The organism is Bacillus infantis (assembly GCF_020171945.1).
In the GTDB taxonomy this organism is placed as follows: domain Bacteria; phylum Bacillota; class Bacilli; order Bacillales; family Cytobacillaceae; genus Bacillus_AB; species Bacillus_AB infantis_A.
In genome coordinates, this window is the sequence record NZ_JAIVAP010000009.1 from 82,290 (window position 1) to 97,239 (window position 14,950).

Genomic DNA, 14,950 nt, shown 5'->3' on the forward strand with positions numbered 1-14,950 from the left:
CCTGCCCCTCCTTAAACAGACTGCTCCTGCTCTCTCAATGACTGCTTCAAAATCTTGCCAGTCGCATTGCGCGGCAGTGCCTCTATTTCTTCATATAATTTCGGTATCTTATAATCAGCTATTTTTCCTGACAAAAATGCCTTTAACTCACTCTCATCCAGACTGCCCGGCTGCTTCAGCACAACATAGGCCTTCACTGTTTCGCCCCACTCCGGATGCGGCACACCCACAACTGCGGTCTCGGAAATGGCAGGGTGCGAAGCGAGCAGCTCTTCAATCTCTTTCGGAAAAATATTGACACCGCCTGAAATGATCATATCCTTCTTCCGGTCAACGACCCAGATGTAGCCGTCCTCATCAAATCTGGCCATATCACCGGAATAGAGCCAGCCGTCCTTAAACGTTTCCGCTGTTTTTTCAGGATCTTTATAATACCCCTTCATAACGCCTTCGCCCTTCAGGAGGATCTCGCCAACCTCGCCCGGTTCGACTGGATTGCCTTTTTCATCAGCAATCATCATCTCCGTTCCGAGCGCCGCCCTCTTCCCGATGCTGCCAGCCTTCTGTCCATGCTCGCCAGCCAGCAGCAGTGTCCCGCTCGGTCCGGCCTCTGTCAGTCCATACACACAATAGAGGCTGTCCGTTTTCAGCCGCTCCTTCACAAGCCGGACTTCCTTTTCCCCAAGCGGAGCCCCGCCGTACACCCAATATTCCATCGAAGACAGATCATATTTTTCAATATCAGGCTGCTTTGCTGTGAAAAGATAGGCAACCGGCGCACCGAAGAAATGGGTCGCTTTTTCCGAAGAGACCAGCTTTAGCAGGACCTCTGGTGTAAAAACCGGCGCAAGGATATGGGCGGCCCCCACATAGGTGCCTGCGATCAGGAACAGATGAAGCGGCGCCGAATGGCTGAGCGGCATCAGATGGAGCATGAGGCTTTCCGGCTTCATTGCCATCTCCACCGCCATCATGATCGCTGCAGAAAGAATATTCCGGTGTGTAAATAGAACCCCCTTCGGACTTCCGGTCGTACCTGACGTGTAAAGGATTGCCGCCTCGTCATCCTCCATCAAAGGAATTCCCGCATCTAAATCCCTGCCGTTCTCCAGCAGTTCTTCAAAACTGTCCCATCCAGCTACTGAGCTGCCTGTCTTCACACAATCAAGACCAGTCCGTTCATTCAAACCTCCCGTCTGTTCAAGCAGCATCTCATGAGCAAATATTGCCCTTGCCCCGCTGTGATCCAAAATATAGCCCAATTCAGAAGCCGTCAGCCGGCTGTTCACCGGCACAATCAATGCGCCAATCCTCATTGCCGCGAAATACGTAATCACAAACTCCGGAACATTCGGCATGAAAAGCAGAATCCTGTCTCCTTTTGCATAGCCCCTTGTCCTCAATGCATCCGCCAGCTTATTGACCCTGCTGTTCAGCTCTTTGTAAGAAAGCCTCTCCTCCCCGGAAATGACAGCCTCCCTGTCCGGATATTTCCTTCCGTTCCTCGCCAGCAGTTCAGATACGTTCATATATGATCCCCCTTTTCGTTCAGCCTTTTTTCGAATTGGTCCAGCATTTTTTCCATTTCCCCTTTTAAAAAAAGCAGCTCCTCGATGCGGGCGTTCACCTCCTTTACTCTCTCCCTGCCATACTCGACTGTCCGCTCCAGCTGCTTCCGCCCCGACCGGTCCTGGTCAAACAGCACGATCATCTCTTTGATTTCATCCAGCTTGAAACCAAAGCGCTTGCCCCTGAAAATCAGCTTCAAGCGGATATAATCCTTTTTCGCAAAAACTCTTCTCCCATTTTCATTTCTATTTGGGCATAATAAGCCAAGCTCTTCATAATATCTGATGGTTCTGGTGCTGACATCGAAAGCCTTTGCCAGCTCCGAAATGGTGTATTCCATACAATCACCTGAATTCTTTCACTATTCTGACACCAATATAACATTTACGTTAACGTAAAGTTCAAGTCTTCGGCAAATCCAGTTTCTATTAAGAAAAATTTGATTTTTTCGTCTGCACCCTTAGGAAAAGATATTACAGTTGTGTTAAAATGAAATATAGTGATTGAACAAAACGTTCTTAATAAATAACCCTTCGGTCATATAACTTCTGGATAAAAGGTGTGTGGAATCAATGATTGGCGAACGTGTAAAAAGACTGCGTCAGGAGAGAAAGATGTCACTATCAGAGCTCGCTGAACAGGCAGGAGTGGCAAAGTCATACTTAAGCTCCCTGGAAAGAAACCTTCAGACGAACCCTTCTATTCAATTTTTGGAAAAAATTTCTGCTGTTCTTCATGTTCCGGTTGATACACTGATCCTGGACCAGCCCAATAAAGAAGAACTGGATTCTGAATGGATGAACATCGTCAAAGAAGCAATGGATTCCGGCATCTCAAAAGACCAGTTCCGTGAATTCCTCGAATTCAACAAATGGAGGATCAACCAAAAAAAGTAACGCTAACCGAGGCTGTTATACAAAGAACCGCACCCTGTCAGCAGCACCCTGATTGACAGCCTCCGCCGTTCCTGCGCAAAATAAAAAAGCATTTCTCCTGCAGAGAAACACTTAGCTTTCTATATTCTGTTGTTATTTTCAGCCGTTATCCGCAATCAGGTTCCATTGCCGGCTGGCCGGCGAGAAAGTTAAGTATATCTTCTTTTTTCAGGCCTATTTCCTTTGCTTCAGCAATTAGTGCCACCCATTCCAAGTCCAATCCCTGCAAATTATTTTTCATAACCGCTCTCTTCCCCCTAAAATACATTTCGTATTCCAGGCAATCCAGCCGTCCTGGCGCCTCATCCGACTCTACTCTCAATAGGCGCGGTAGACCTGTGACTTTGCGTCCCCATCTTTCAACAGGTTTGCCTTTTTCTGCTCACTCCTGCTTTTTTCATATCCTAATAAGACTACTATAAAAGTTTTCCCAACATTTGCGTGTTGTTTTTTGTCAAATTCTTCAAATTATTTTAAGATATTATTCGACAAAATGAAGGATAATTGGATAGTTTTAGAAATTTTCCGAAAGACAATGAGTCTTATGGCCCGGTGAATGAAAGGGTAAAGTGTTAGATTTCAACCCATTTAGTCGACATCTTCCAAATAGGCCTTATTCCCTCTATCTATTTAACGATCCTCCCCTTATAGCTCTCCATCTTTCTCTTAAAAGGAACCACTTTCACAGGAAGCTGCTCAAACGTAAACGCATCAAAAAACGGAAAGTGCGTCAGATCATTGCCGCACACCGGGCAGAGCCATTCGCCTATTTCGCTGCTGCTGTAGGATGGGCGGTGGCATTTGGGGCAGTTTTTTCGGTACATAAGGGAGCTCCTTCCAAAATGCTTCTGCTAAGTTAGGAATAGTATAGTTTATGCCTCCTCTTAAATAAATTTCCATATTTATTCATATTTTCGTCAAATAGAACGTTTTTCGTTCTTTATCTTGTATTTTCTCTCGTTTTCTTACTATTTTGTATTTTATAAATTACTTTATTGTTCGTTATAATGTATAAAAGGTATGTGAGGGAGTAGATTATATGCTCGGAAAAAAATTAAAATATCTGAGATTGAAAAAAGGCTACTCGCTTAATGCCTTGGCAAAAAAAGCCGGCATTTCTAAGTCCTATCTTAGTTATATTGAAAGAGACGTCCAGATGAATCCATCACTCCAGATCCTATCCAAGCTGTCAAAAGCTTTAGAGGTACGGCTTGATGAACTGATTGAGGTTGAGGCCCAAACTAAAACTCAAAATTCGGAGATTGCAGCAGATCCAGAGTGGATCGAGATTGTCCACGAAGCAATCGAACAGGGCATCTCAAAAGAGGATTTCAGCTATTATCTTGATTTTCTGAAATATAATCGCGAACAGAAAAAAAGACAGTAAAAAACCGGCCCCCACCAGGGACCGGCTCTCCACCATTATTTCTGCAGCCCAACCGCAATTTTCGCTCCAACTTCCGCATTGTGCTTAACTAGCGCGATGTTGGCTGTAAGGCTGGTTCCTTCTGTCAGTTCTTTTACTTTGCTTAGGAGGAAAGGTGTTACCAGCTTTCCGGCGATTTGGTTGTCTTTTGCTTCTTGAAGCGCTGTTTCGATGACGTTTGTGATGAAGCTTTCTTCCAGGGCATCTTCTTCCGGGATCGGGTTGGCAATTACCACGCCGCCGTTCAGGCCAAGCTCCCATTTTGTGCGGATCAGGCTGGCTGCCTCTTCTGGAGCATCAACGCGGTGGTTGACGTCAAATGGGCTTGTCCTTGTGTAGAATGCCGGCAGCTTGTCTGTTTCATAGCCGACGACCGGTACGCCGTGTGTTTCCAGGTATTCAAGTGTCAGGCCGATATCCAGGATCGATTTGGCGCCTGCGCAGACGACTGCTACATTGGTCTGGGCGAGCTCTTGAAGGTCAGCTGAGATGTCCATTGTTGTTTCTGCTTCGCGGTGGACGCCGCCGATGCCGCCTGTGACGAATACTTCAATTCCGGCAAGCTCTGCGCAGATCATCGTTGCTGCAACAGTGGTTGCGCCGTTTTTGCCCTGGGCGATCAGATAAGGAAGGTCGCGGCGGCTGGCTTTTTCAATGTCCTTGCTTTGGGCGAGGAATTCCAGCTCGTCCTCAGAGATGCCGATCTTGATTTTTCCATTGATGATGGCGATGGTTGCAGGCACCGCACCATTTTGGCGGATGATGTCTTCTACTTCCTTGGCTGTCACGATATTCTGCGGATATGGCATGCCGTGTGAGATGATTGTTGATTCTAATGCCACAACCGGTTTATTTGCTTTTCGAGCTTCCAATACTTCTTCTGAAAATTCAAGATAGTTTTCTAACATATTATGATTCTCCTTTATTAGCTGAAATTTTGCTGAAATGTTTCCTGCAGTCTGACATTATTTAAAATCGGACTGACGGTTTCTTCTGATTGCAGTGTCAGCATGCTGCAGGCGATGCCGATTTTGCAGGCGTTTTCTGTATTAAGCCCTTTCAGGTGGGCGTATAGGATACCGGCTACAAGCGAGTCGCCTGCCCCTGTCACATCCTGCACCTTGATCTTCGGCGGAAGCAGCACCCCTGCCTCGCCTTCCTTCGTGTAGAAAATCAGCCCTTTGTCACCTCTTGTAATGACGACCTTCTCCACGCCTTTTTTCATGATCTTTTCAGCCGCTTTAAAGAAATCTCCGTCACTATCAATCTTCATTCCTGACAGCGCCTCAGCTTCGTCATGATTGGCAATCAGCCATGTGACACCCATCAAGTTTTCGGGCAGCTTCTTCACCTTTGGGGACGAGACCGGCGTGATGCAAAGCGGAACAGATTCTTCGTAGCAGCGGGAAATTGTCTTTTTCAATACCTCTGCCGGGAAATTGGTATCCAGCAGGACAATCTCTGCCGAGGCAATATAGCCCCATCTTTTTTCGATAAATTCTGAATCTATCCGATCGTATAAGGCCATATCGGCAAAGGCGACTGTCATTTCGCCATCATGATCCAGAATGGCTGTATATGTTCCTGTTGCGGTATTCGGCAAGGTCTGGGACGGGGTGATGTCGACAAAATCCTTTGTATAGCCCAGCAGCCAGCTGCCTTCAGTATCATCGCCCACGGCTGTCATAAGACTTGCGTCACAGCCAAGCCGCCCAAGGTTTTCGGCAATATTTCTGGCCACCCCGCCGCATGACTGCGAGCTCGCCGACGGATTCGAGGTACCGCTTTCAATTTTGCCAATCGCCTGAATTTTACGGTCGATATTCGCCCCGCCGATGCAGAGAACTTCTTTCTTGTCCGGCAGCATATAAGCCCTTCCAAGAATTTTACCCTGCCTGGCAAGCGAGGAAATATAGCCTGCTGCAGCAGAGCGTGATAACCCCGTCTTCTCTGCAATCTCACTTTGGGAAATGAACGGATCCTCTTTTATTAAATTCAAAATGAATTGCTCTTTTTCATTCACAGCGTTTCACCGCCTTTATAAACTTTTGTCTAAATTATAAACACTTGTTTAGCGAAAGAACAATGGGTTTCGGGAAAAAACATAGGTCTGACTTATAGGTATGAAGTCAGACCACACAAGGATTTGCACAAAAAAAGACGGGGAAATCCCCGCCTTTTTATGCCGCATCATCTTTCTTTTTAATATCCTTCAAATAGTATTTCTCCGAGGTGAAAAACTCATTTTTAAGCTCTTTCACCTGCTTGCTCAGCAGAAGGACGGCAATGATGTTTGGAACCAATATTGCTGCCAGCGCCAGGTCAAGGAACTGCCAGATCGTCTGCGCAGCGCCTACCGACCCAAGCACGATAGCTCCGATATAAACAAACTTGATGGCCTGTCCGGCAAAATCGCCAAACAGGAATTCCGCCTGCTTTGATCCATAGAAAATGACCACAATGATGGTTGATACAACAAAGAATATAAGTGAAATCGTAACAATGAGGCTGCCTGTCTGTCCGAAGTACTGGGAAAAAGCTGCTGTTGTCAGGGATGATGGATCATCCATAGCTCCTTCCCTCTGCCAGACGCCTGAAGACAGCACCACAAAAGCTGTCGCAGAGCAGACAATCAGCGTATCAACGACAATGCCGACGATCGCCCAAAAGCCCTGCCGTACAGGATGGTCCGTCTGTGCGGCCGCATGGGCAATCGGAGCAGTTCCAAGTCCTGCTTCATTGGAATATAATCCTCTCGCAAAGCCCCAGCGGATGACCTCGCCGATGGCTGCACCTGCAAAGCCGCCCATCGCCGCTGCCGGCTGGAACGCGTATGTGAAGATTAATTCCAATACCTCAGGAACCTTGCTGATGTTCATAAAAAGGATTACAAGTGCTGTTCCTACATAAATCAATGCCATAAACGGAACCAGGATTTCGGTCACCTGTCCGATCCGCTTGATCCCGCCGAATACAATTAATGATACAACTGCTGCCACAGCAATTCCCGTCCACAGCCCATTGATTTCAAATGTTTCTGAAACAGCCGATGACACCGCATTTCCCTGCACCATGATGCTTGGGATCAGCTCGATCATAAGCGCAAAAGCAAACCAGACGCCCAGCCATTTCATATTGAGCCCTTTTGTCATATAGTACATCGGCCCGCCGACATACTCGCCATCTTCATTCTTCTCACGGTACTTGACCGCCAGGACGCTTTCCGAAAACTTGATGGCCATGCCGATTAAAGCGATCACCCACATCCAGAAGACTGCACCGGGTCCGCCGAACATGATGGCTGCCGGTACACCGACGATATTTGCCGCTCCGATTGTCGAGGACAGTGCAGATGTCAGCGCCTGGAGCGGAGTGACCGTCCCCTCTCCTTTCGGCTTTTTAAACACACTGCCGAAGGTCTGCTTGAGAATATAAACCGGGTATCTGAATTGAAAGAATCCCAGTAAAAAGGTTAAATATATGCCCGTTCCAGCCAGGATGATGATGATCGGCGGCCCCCACAGCCAAGCCGATATACTTCCCACAAGCTCTAAAAATGAGTCCAATTGAATTTCCCCCTAGTAGATAAATTGCACATTGCTGCTGTTTAACCCATTCCCTTCAAGCCGCTCTTCAAACCTGTTTCCTAAAAACGGACTGGACAAATATGTCTTTTTCCCTTATAGTTAGCTAGGCAACTAATTGAAACGGGTGATAATATATGAATAAAATGGATCCTTTTTTTCACAGCTTCAACCAATGTACCCGGCAGTTCTCCAAGGGCCTGAACGATGTGCTTACCCCAATGGGACTTTATGCCGCACAATGGCCGATCATCTACAGGCTGAAAACAACAGGCCCCAGCACACAGGTTGAGCTTTCCACCTATCTCAGCGTTGAGGCCCCGACCATGACAAGAGCCCTCCTTCGCCTTGAAAAATCAGGCTGGATCAGCAGGGTGCCGGGGAAAGACAAGCGCGAAAAAAAGATTCTGCTCACAGATGCAGCCCTCACTCAATATCCAGATTGGCTGGCCGCCGTAGAAGGATATGAACAAAAAATGTTGGAGGATATTTCTGAAGAAGAATTAATGGCTGCCATATCAGTCATGCAAAAAATGAAGCAAAATTCCGGACGTTGATCAGCCCCGCAAGATCTTCCGTTTTTCTTCTCACTACTTCACAGACTCTCAGTAAACATGACATCAAGGAGGACAATCATGAAGAAACAACCCCTTTGGACAAAGGACTTTTTAGGCGTTTCTATTACTAGTTTTTTCTTATTTATCGGGTTTTATATATTGCTCACCACTCTTCCCATTTACATTCTCGATGATTTAAAAGGAAGTGAATCACAGGTCGGCCTCATCATTTCGGTATTCCTGATCGCCGCCGTCATTTCCCGGCCTTTTACAGGAAAATGGATCGACGAAATCGGCCGCAAGAAAATCCTGATGATTTCTATGGTTATTTTTACAATTGCTTCCGCACTCTACTTTACAGCAGACAGCCTGCCTATGCTTTTGGCAGTCCGCTTCCTGCATGGCGCGGGCTTCGGAATGGCTACAACGGCCACTGGTGCCATTGTCGCTGATATCGTACCGGCTGAAAGGCGCGGCGAAGGGCTTGGCTATTATGCCATGTTCATGAACCTTGCCATGGTTATCGGGCCTTTCACAGGGCTGACCATCATTCAGTATGCCGCATACAGCTGGATTTTTGTTCTATGTACGGTGCTTGCCGTCCTGGCTCTGGTGCTGTCATCTATCATCAGCATCCCGGAAAACACTGGCGAAAAAACAAAGCAGCCTTCATTCGCTTTTTCAAGCCTGTTTGAAAAAAATGCCGTTCCGGTTTCCATTGCAGCCGGCACGCTCGCGTTTGCCTATTCAGGTGTATTATCCTTCATTTCGGTGTATGCCAAGGAGCTGGGACTAATGCAGGCGGCGTCCTTTTTCTTTGTCGTCTATGCAGCCTTCATCCTGATTTCACGCCCGTTCACAGGCCGCTGGTTTGACATGTACGGTGAAAACAGGGTCATCTATCCGGCAATCGTCTTATTCGCCGCCGGCCTGTTCCTGCTCAGCCTTGCAGACAATAGCTTCCTGTTCCTGCTTGCCGGCGCCGTGATTGGCCTGGGCTACGGCACCATCGTTCCGAGCATGCAGACCGTTGCGATTAAAAATGCCGATCCTGCAAAAAGAGGGCTGGCCACCTCCACCTTCTTTACGATGTTCGACTCAGGCATCGGCCTTGGCTCCTATGTACTCGGCATCGTCGCCGTCTACACAGGATTTGCCAAGCTATACATGGTGCTAGTTTTGGTCTCACTGATCGGCCTTGGGCTCTACTATATCCTTCATGGGAAAAAAACAGCAGCAGCCAAAGAAGACATGCAGTCAGAAGTGAATATTTCTATGTAATATTGAACAGGACCCCCGGCTGGAGGGTCCTGTTTTTATGTTTGCGGATGGAATTCAGGCGTTTAGTTCCGGTTTTTGGGTTGATGGGCAGCTTCATTTTGCGGTTATTAGCAAGTTTTTCGTTTTATTAGCAAGTTTCCACTTTTATTAGCAACTTTTTCATTTTATTAGCAACTTTTCCATTATATTAGCAACTTCCAGCTTTTATTAGCAACTCTGCTAAAACGACCCGCAGCTCTTATTTGCGACTTTCCCAGTTTATTTGCGACTTCCAGCTTTTATTTTCAACTCTCCTAAAACCGGCCTGATTCCCCAATAGCCGCTTCAAACTCTATTGGCAGCTTTCCCATTATATCTGCGACTAACCTGCCCCGTCCGCTCGACTGCAGCACTCCGCCGATACAAACAAAAAAACCGAACCCATCCGGTCCGGTCTATGTTCTTGGCAATATTAAAATTTCAACCCGCCTGTTTTTGTCCCGGCCTTCTTTTGTGTCATTGGTGGCGGCCGGCTGGAATTCGCCGAATCCTTTCGCACTGAAGGCCCGGGCATCCAGGTCTTTGTTATGCAGAAGGATTTTCATGAAGTTTACGGCTCTCATGACGCTTAATTCCCAGTTGGATTCAAACTCGGAGTTTTTGATCGGCATATTGTCTGTATGGCCGCTGATGATGATATTGCGCGGCGGGTCCATGACGAGCAATTCACCGATTTCGTCGGCGATCGTCAATTCGCCGGACCTTACTTCAGCGCTTCCGGAAGCGAAAAAAACGTTGTCCCGGATCGTTACAAGCAGCCCTTCATCTGTCAGTGAAGTCTCAAGCTTGTCTGTGAGGCCATTGTTTTGAATATAGGTTTTCACCTTTTCTTCGACTTCCTTGAGTTCCTGCTTGTCTGTGAGCTTCTGGATTTTGCCTTCTGCTTCAATATCGTTCTGGCCTTCTTCTAAGGTGCCGGCAGCAGAGGCCTGCTCTACTTCGTCTTTGTTTTCGGTCTCAGCCTTATCGGCTGACTGCATGGCGCCGTCCGGCATCGGGCTCGGGAACTCGAAGAAGCCGGTTCCGCCATTGAATGCATCATTGAAGGCCTTTGAAAGGGCCTCGAACTTCTGGGCATCCACTGAGCTCATTGCAAACAGGACGATGAAAAGGGCAAGCAGGAGCGTCAGGATGTCAGCATAGGGAATCAGCCAGGACTCATCAACATGTTCCTCATGATGCTCCTTTTTCTTCCGCTTACTCATCTGCCTTCACTTCGCTTTCCTCGAGGAATTGCTTCCTTTCCCCTGCAGGCAGATAGGATGCCAGCTTTTGCTCGATGACGCGCGGTGCTTCTCCTTCCAGGATGGAGAGTACTCCCTCGATCATCATATATTTGAGCTTTGATTCCTGCTTTGATTTGCGCTTCAGCTTGTTGGCAAAAGGATGCCATAAAACGTATCCAGTGAAAATTCCAAGCAGGGTTGCCACAAAGGCCGCACTGATGGCATGCCCGAGTGCGTCGGTGTTCGTCATATCCCCCAGGGCGGCAATCAGGCCGACAACCGCTCCAAGAACTCCAAGGGTCGGGGCATATGTCCCGGCCTGTGTGAAAATGGCGGCTCCTGAAAGATGCCTTTCTTCCATTGACTCAATCTCTTCAGAGAGTACATCCCTGATATAATCGGCACTTTGTCCGTCCACTGCGAGCGAAAGGCCGTTTTTCAAAAATGGGTCATCAATTTCATTCGTTTTGGCTTCAAGTGCAAGAAGGCCTTCCTTCCGCGCCAGCTGTGCCCACTCTGAAAACATCCTGATCAGGTCTGTCGGAACCATCTGTTTTTGTTCCTTAAATAAAATACCGAAAAGCTTTGGCACTTTTTTCAGCTCGTTCATCGGAAAAGCGATGGTAACCGCCGCTATTGTCCCAACGATGATAATCAGGATGGCAGCCGGGTTTACCAGGGCTGAAGGCGGCACCCCTTTCAGCACCATACCGACTCCTACGCCAATGATTGCCAGAATAAGCCCAATTAATGATGATTTATCCATATACGTCACCTGTCTTAATAAAATGTCTATTTCTATTTATTTCGACAGGGACCCTCATTTATTTAGGCCAATTCTAATATTAATCTGCAATTCTTTTACTTTCAGACAAATAAAAGCCTGTAAAATAGGCATATATACCTACCGTGATGTATCCGCCCTCAAAAAAACCCCCCTAATCAGGGAGCTTTCAATCAATCAATTTATGATGAATCTTATCTTCATAGTTTTTAAAGATCGAGGAGTTTGTGCTTGCCCGCCTTTTAGACATCATGCTGTTGAATTTCAGCAGCTTCTGGTTCAGCTGCTTCTGAAGATCTTTCTTTTCTGCAGGGTCTTCGCATTTTTTTATAAGATCCTCGATGGTGGACATCTCCTGCTTTAAAGCATTGTCTTCTTCTGTGTAGCCTGCATTTTTCATCATTCTGTAGGCCATGCGCAAATCGTCGGGGACATGGGAAAGCTCATCATGGGGAAGCGGTTTTCCAAAGCCGGGAAGGTTTTCAAATTCGCCTTCTTTATAGCCTTTCTTGATCCGTTCTTCTGAAATGATTCCAAAAAGGTCCATCTGCGGCCTCCTTTCAATCCTTTACTTTATTATAAAGGCCTCTACCTCTATTTTAAAGCAGATGGCATTATATTCCTTTTTAGAAAATGGTTTGAAATAAGTGTTTTGAGGTTATTTAACGAACTAAAAAGAGAAAAGGAAGTGCACCTATGTTTACTGGGGGAATTGCTTTCACTTTAATATCCTGCGCCTTTTTTATGGCGATCGTTGCCTGGATTTCGTATGTGAAAACGAAAGGGGCAGTCAGCGATTCAACAGGATATTTCCTGGCAGGGAGGGGATTGACAGGGGGCTTCATCGCCGGATCGCTGTTGCTGACAAATCTGTCGGCCGAGCAGCTGATCGGCCTGAATGGACAGGCCTACCGGACCAATTTGAGCAATATGGCCTGGGAAGTTACCGCAGCTTTCGCCATCATCTTCATGGCTGTTTATCTGCTTCCAAAATATTTGGGCGGAAACTTCACGACGCTGCCTGAGTTTTTAAGCAAGCGCTTTGATGAAGGGGTGCGGCGCTACACCGTCATCCTGTTCATGCTTGGATATATCCTTGTTACTATACCATCTATGCTTTATTCGGGGGCACTGGCTGTGCTGCAGCTGTTTGATGTGCCGTCCCTTTTAGGTATTACATATGAATCATCTGTTTGGCTCGTCATTTGGATCATCGGCATCATCGGCGCCATTTACGCCATTTTCGGCGGACTGAAGGCTGTTGCTGTTTCTGATACATTAAACGGAATCGGCCTCCTGATCATCGGTATCCTGATCCCGGTTCTTGGCTTCTTCGCCCTTGGCGACGGCAATTTCTTCAGCGGCCTGAAAACCATTGCCACTGATCATCCTGAAAAATTGAACAGCATCGGGACGAAGGAAGACTCTGTCCCATTCGGCACCATTTTTACCGGAATGATTTTTGCCAATCTATTCTATTGGGCTTCTAATCAGTATGTTATCCAGCGTACATTAGGTGCGAAAAATCTGGCTGAAGGCCAAAAGGGTGTCATGATTTCAGGCTTTTATAAGCTGCTTGTCCCTGTTTTCATGATGATTCCCGGTGTCATTGCCTTTCATCTTTACGGCAATTCACTGAAATCAGTCGACCTTGCCTACCCAACCCTGATTTCAGATGTGATGCCCGGCTATCTGTCCGGATTTTTCCTTGCGGTCCTGCTGGGAGCCGTGTTCAGCTCCTTCAATTCATTGCTGAACAGCGCCGCAACCCTTTTTGCACTGGATATATACAAGCCAAGAATCAACCCTAATGTGAGTGATGAAAAGCTGATCAGCATCAGTAAATGGTTCGGGACTGTCCTCGCCATTGTCTCTTTATTCATCTCTCCGATGCTGATGAACGCATCTGACGGACTTTGGGACCTGATTCGGAGGTTCACTGGATTTTTCAACATACCGATCATCGCCATCGTACTCGTCGGCATATTCTCGAAATATATCCCGGCACTGGCGCCGAAAGTGGTCATTATTTTCCATGTGATTGCTTATTATATGCTCGTATGGGGCACTGACCATCTGTTTGGCTATTCGGTTCCGATCCACTTTATTCATATCTATGCCATCCTGTTTGCTGTCGAGATTCTGATGATGATCATTATCGGTAAAATAAAACCGAGAGCCTCTGCCTATCATTTCCGTGCAGATGCCCAGGTGAATATGGTTCCGTGGAAGGGCGTCATTCCGGTTTCCATCATTCTCCTCGCGCTCGTTGCTTTTACGTATATCGTCTTTTCAAAAATCGGCCTTGCTTATGAAGCTGCTGTCGTTTCACCAGCCTTCTGGCCTGCCACAGTCGCCATCTTTATCATTGCCGGCATCTTCATCTATCTGTCCATGAAATTCTGGAACAGAAAATACGCTTCCTATCTGGAAGGCCAGAACACAGAAGGCGCCACGCAAGTCAAAAGAACAGGCTCCGGCCTGAATCCGCTGATTGTCAATGCCAAGCAAACTGCGGTTAAAGACTAGGAAAGTCAGTTTATATATCAAGCAAAAAGACCCGCTTTATGAAAGGCGGGTCTTTTGTTTATTGGACAGCCGCTGGTTCCTGCAGCAACCCCAATTTATATTTTTCCAATCATATTCGGGTCGCTGATCATTCCCTGCTGGCCCGGCATCCAGTTGGCAGGTGTGCCTTTGCCTGTCTGTTTTGCATACTGGAGGGCTTGAAGGATGCGGACATGCTCATGGAGATTGCGGCCGATATTGCCGGGATAAATCAATTTTGCCTGAATGATCTGCTCCGGGTTCAAGAACACAGATGCCCGGAATGATGCGCCTGAGTTTTCATCAAGAACGCGGTAGGCCTTGCTGATGCTGTGGGTCCGGTCGCTCAGGAGCGGGAAGGTCACATGCTTCAGGGAAGGCGATGTTTCTTTGAACACTTTGTGGGAATAGACGCTGTCCGTGCTGATGGCCAGGACTTCCACATTCATGTTCTTTACATAAGGGTAAATAGCGGCGACCGCCGCCAATTCTGTCGGTCAGACAAAGGTAAAGTCGCTGGGGTAAAAAAACAGCAGCACCCACTGGCCCTTGAAATCCTGCAGGCTGACCTTCTGGATTCCCTGGTCAATGACGGCATCAGCTGTAAACAGCGGGGCAGGATCCCCTTTTGTAGCTGTAAAAGGCATAGGCTGTTTGGCCAGTTCCTCCGCCTGGTACGCTTCCCGCATACGCATCTCTCCTTTCTAATGTGCTATATATCATTATAGATATGCACATCCTGCAAAAGCTGAACAAGTTTTGGGCACATATCCGGCGGCCGGGGCGGGAAAGCTACGATAAGAACCTATTCCCACCTATGAAAGGAGACGATCTGCTTATGTCACGAGGAGAACATTTTAACCATAAACGCAAAGGGCATCCCGGAAACTTCCCTGAGGGGACGCTAGTTGAAAGGCACTCTAAAGACGCGATTGAGGATGAAGAATTCATCGTCGTCCAGGAAGCCTTTAAAAACCGGGTCGAAGAAGAAGATTAAGCATA

The 14,950-nt window shown here is 47.2% G+C and carries 17 protein-coding genes and 1 riboswitch; of the genes, 6 read left to right on the forward strand and 11 right to left on the reverse strand.

Going from position 1 to position 14,950, the window contains the following annotated elements; translation table 11 throughout:
• Positions 1 to 11 precede the first annotated feature (11 nt).
• Together LCM00_RS13865 and LCM00_RS13870 are read right to left on the reverse strand one after the other, a co-directional pair.
• On the reverse strand, positions 12 to 1,529 hold the full coding sequence (locus LCM00_RS13865) for a class I adenylate-forming enzyme family protein (RefSeq protein ID WP_224903006.1): 1,518 nt from the start codon (positions 1,527 to 1,529) through the stop codon (positions 12 to 14).
• Positions 1,526 to 1,909, reverse strand: coding sequence for a MerR family transcriptional regulator (locus LCM00_RS13870; RefSeq protein WP_224903009.1), 384 nt, complete (start codon positions 1,907 to 1,909; stop codon positions 1,526 to 1,528). The genes LCM00_RS13865 and LCM00_RS13870 overlap by 4 nt, the downstream gene beginning before the upstream one ends.
• 232 nt (positions 1,910 to 2,141) lie before the next feature.
• Between LCM00_RS13870 and LCM00_RS13875 the strand changes: the two genes are divergently transcribed.
• Positions 2,142 to 2,465, forward strand: a complete 324-nt coding sequence (locus tag LCM00_RS13875) for a helix-turn-helix domain-containing protein (RefSeq protein WP_009792142.1) — start codon at positions 2,142 to 2,144, stop codon at positions 2,463 to 2,465.
• Between the two features lie 145 nt (positions 2,466 to 2,610).
• Here the strand turns inward: LCM00_RS13875 and LCM00_RS13880 are convergent, their stop codons facing one another.
• Together LCM00_RS13880 and LCM00_RS13885 are read right to left on the reverse strand one after the other, a co-directional pair.
• Positions 2,611 to 2,745, reverse strand: coding sequence for an anti-repressor SinI family protein (locus LCM00_RS13880; protein WP_224903012.1), 135 nt, complete (start codon positions 2,743 to 2,745; stop codon positions 2,611 to 2,613).
• 35 nt (positions 2,746 to 2,780) lie between these two features.
• Positions 2,781 to 2,887, reverse strand: a riboswitch (cyclic di-GMP riboswitch).
• Between the two features lie 243 nt (positions 2,888 to 3,130).
• A complete protein-coding gene (locus LCM00_RS13885) occupies positions 3,131 to 3,328 on the reverse strand; it encodes a hypothetical protein (protein ID WP_224903015.1) in 198 nt (65 codons plus the stop codon).
• Between the two features lie 215 nt (positions 3,329 to 3,543).
• Between LCM00_RS13885 and LCM00_RS13890 the strand changes: the two genes are divergently transcribed.
• The gene (locus tag LCM00_RS13890) at positions 3,544 to 3,891 is read left to right on the forward strand and encodes a helix-turn-helix domain-containing protein (RefSeq protein WP_224903018.1); all 348 of its coding nucleotides are present in this window, start codon (positions 3,544 to 3,546) and stop codon (positions 3,889 to 3,891) included.
• A 35-nt stretch (positions 3,892 to 3,926) separates the two neighbouring features.
• On the opposite strand, the gene LCM00_RS13895 is transcribed toward LCM00_RS13890, so the two are convergent.
• From LCM00_RS13895 to LCM00_RS13905, 3 genes are all read right to left on the reverse strand, one after another.
• Complete coding sequence (locus LCM00_RS13895; RefSeq protein WP_224903021.1) at positions 3,927 to 4,838, reverse strand: pseudouridine-5'-phosphate glycosidase; 912 nt, start codon at positions 4,836 to 4,838, stop codon at positions 3,927 to 3,929.
• A gap of 17 nt (positions 4,839 to 4,855) precedes the next feature.
• On the reverse strand, positions 4,856 to 5,953 hold the full coding sequence (locus LCM00_RS13900; protein WP_224903024.1) for a carbohydrate kinase: 1,098 nt from the start codon (positions 5,951 to 5,953) through the stop codon (positions 4,856 to 4,858).
• A 157-nt stretch (positions 5,954 to 6,110) separates the two neighbouring features.
• A complete protein-coding gene (locus LCM00_RS13905; protein ID WP_224903026.1) occupies positions 6,111 to 7,496 on the reverse strand; it encodes an alanine/glycine:cation symporter family protein in 1,386 nt (461 codons plus the stop codon).
• 155 nt (positions 7,497 to 7,651) lie between these two features.
• On the opposite strand from LCM00_RS13905, the gene LCM00_RS13910 reads away from it, so the two are divergent.
• Together LCM00_RS13910 and LCM00_RS13915 are read left to right on the forward strand one after the other, a co-directional pair.
• Positions 7,652 to 8,071: a MarR family winged helix-turn-helix transcriptional regulator gene (locus tag LCM00_RS13910; RefSeq protein ID WP_224903029.1), complete on the forward strand. Its 420-nt coding sequence runs from the start codon at positions 7,652 to 7,654 to the stop codon at positions 8,069 to 8,071.
• 78 nt (positions 8,072 to 8,149) lie between these two features.
• The gene (locus LCM00_RS13915; RefSeq protein ID WP_224903032.1) at positions 8,150 to 9,352 is read left to right on the forward strand and encodes an MFS transporter; all 1,203 of its coding nucleotides are present in this window, start codon (positions 8,150 to 8,152) and stop codon (positions 9,350 to 9,352) included.
• A 434-nt stretch (positions 9,353 to 9,786) separates the two neighbouring features.
• Here LCM00_RS13915 and motB read toward each other — a convergent pair whose 3' ends face one another.
• The 3 genes from motB to LCM00_RS13930 form a co-directional block, all read right to left on the reverse strand.
• Positions 9,787 to 10,596, reverse strand: a complete 810-nt coding sequence (gene motB, locus LCM00_RS13920; RefSeq protein ID WP_224903035.1) for a flagellar motor protein MotB — start codon at positions 10,594 to 10,596, stop codon at positions 9,787 to 9,789.
• Positions 10,589 to 11,383, reverse strand: coding sequence for a flagellar motor stator protein MotA (gene motA, locus LCM00_RS13925; RefSeq protein ID WP_224903038.1), 795 nt, complete (start codon positions 11,381 to 11,383; stop codon positions 10,589 to 10,591). The genes motB and motA overlap by 8 nt, the downstream gene beginning before the upstream one ends.
• Before the next feature lie 187 nt (positions 11,384 to 11,570).
• Positions 11,571 to 11,948, reverse strand: coding sequence for a DnaJ family domain-containing protein (locus tag LCM00_RS13930; RefSeq protein WP_224903041.1), 378 nt, complete (start codon positions 11,946 to 11,948; stop codon positions 11,571 to 11,573).
• Between the two features lie 149 nt (positions 11,949 to 12,097).
• Between LCM00_RS13930 and LCM00_RS13935 the strand changes: the two genes are divergently transcribed.
• Entirely contained in the window at positions 12,098 to 13,930 is a 1,833-nt protein-coding gene (locus LCM00_RS13935) for a solute:sodium symporter family transporter (protein ID WP_224903044.1), read from the forward strand.
• A 95-nt stretch (positions 13,931 to 14,025) separates the two neighbouring features.
• On the opposite strand, the gene LCM00_RS13940 is transcribed toward LCM00_RS13935, so the two are convergent.
• Positions 14,026 to 14,595 carry a peroxiredoxin gene (locus LCM00_RS13940; protein WP_224903263.1) on the reverse strand — a complete coding sequence of 190 codons (570 nt, stop codon included), beginning with the start codon at positions 14,593 to 14,595 and terminating at the stop codon, positions 14,026 to 14,028.
• A gap of 191 nt (positions 14,596 to 14,786) precedes the next feature.
• Here LCM00_RS13940 and LCM00_RS13945 point away from each other — a divergent pair, with 191 nt between their 5' ends.
• Positions 14,787 to 14,945: a hypothetical protein gene (locus LCM00_RS13945; RefSeq protein ID WP_170939608.1), complete on the forward strand. Its 159-nt coding sequence runs from the start codon at positions 14,787 to 14,789 to the stop codon at positions 14,943 to 14,945.
• The last annotated feature ends 5 nt before the right edge of the window (positions 14,946 to 14,950 follow it).

Coding starts and splice junctions, on each gene's coding strand:
- LCM00_RS13865 (WP_224903006.1), bottom strand. CDS start 1,529: ATGAACGTATCTGAACTGCTGGCGAGGAACGGAAGGAAATATCCGGAC.
- LCM00_RS13870 (WP_224903009.1), bottom strand. CDS start 1,909: ATGGAATACACCATTTCGGAGCTGGCAAAGGCTTTCGATGTCAGCACC.
- LCM00_RS13875 (WP_009792142.1), top strand. CDS start 2,142: ATGATTGGCGAACGTGTAAAAAGACTGCGTCAGGAGAGAAAGATGTCA.
- LCM00_RS13880 (WP_224903012.1), bottom strand. CDS start 2,745: ATGAAAAATAATTTGCAGGGATTGGACTTGGAATGGGTGGCACTAATT.
- LCM00_RS13885 (WP_224903015.1), bottom strand. CDS start 3,328: ATGTACCGAAAAAACTGCCCCAAATGCCACCGCCCATCCTACAGCAGC.
- LCM00_RS13890 (WP_224903018.1), top strand. CDS start 3,544: ATGCTCGGAAAAAAATTAAAATATCTGAGATTGAAAAAAGGCTACTCG.
- LCM00_RS13895 (WP_224903021.1), bottom strand. CDS start 4,838: ATGTTAGAAAACTATCTTGAATTTTCAGAAGAAGTATTGGAAGCTCGA.
- LCM00_RS13910 (WP_224903029.1), top strand. CDS start 7,652: ATGAATAAAATGGATCCTTTTTTTCACAGCTTCAACCAATGTACCCGG.
- LCM00_RS13915 (WP_224903032.1), top strand. CDS start 8,150: ATGAAGAAACAACCCCTTTGGACAAAGGACTTTTTAGGCGTTTCTATT.
- motB (WP_224903035.1), bottom strand. CDS start 10,596: ATGAGTAAGCGGAAGAAAAAGGAGCATCATGAGGAACATGTTGATGAG.
- motA (WP_224903038.1), bottom strand. CDS start 11,383: ATGGATAAATCATCATTAATTGGGCTTATTCTGGCAATCATTGGCGTA.
- LCM00_RS13930 (WP_224903041.1), bottom strand. CDS start 11,948: ATGGACCTTTTTGGAATCATTTCAGAAGAACGGATCAAGAAAGGCTAT.
- LCM00_RS13935 (WP_224903044.1), top strand. CDS start 12,098: ATGTTTACTGGGGGAATTGCTTTCACTTTAATATCCTGCGCCTTTTTT.
- LCM00_RS13945 (WP_170939608.1), top strand. CDS start 14,787: ATGTCACGAGGAGAACATTTTAACCATAAACGCAAAGGGCATCCCGGA.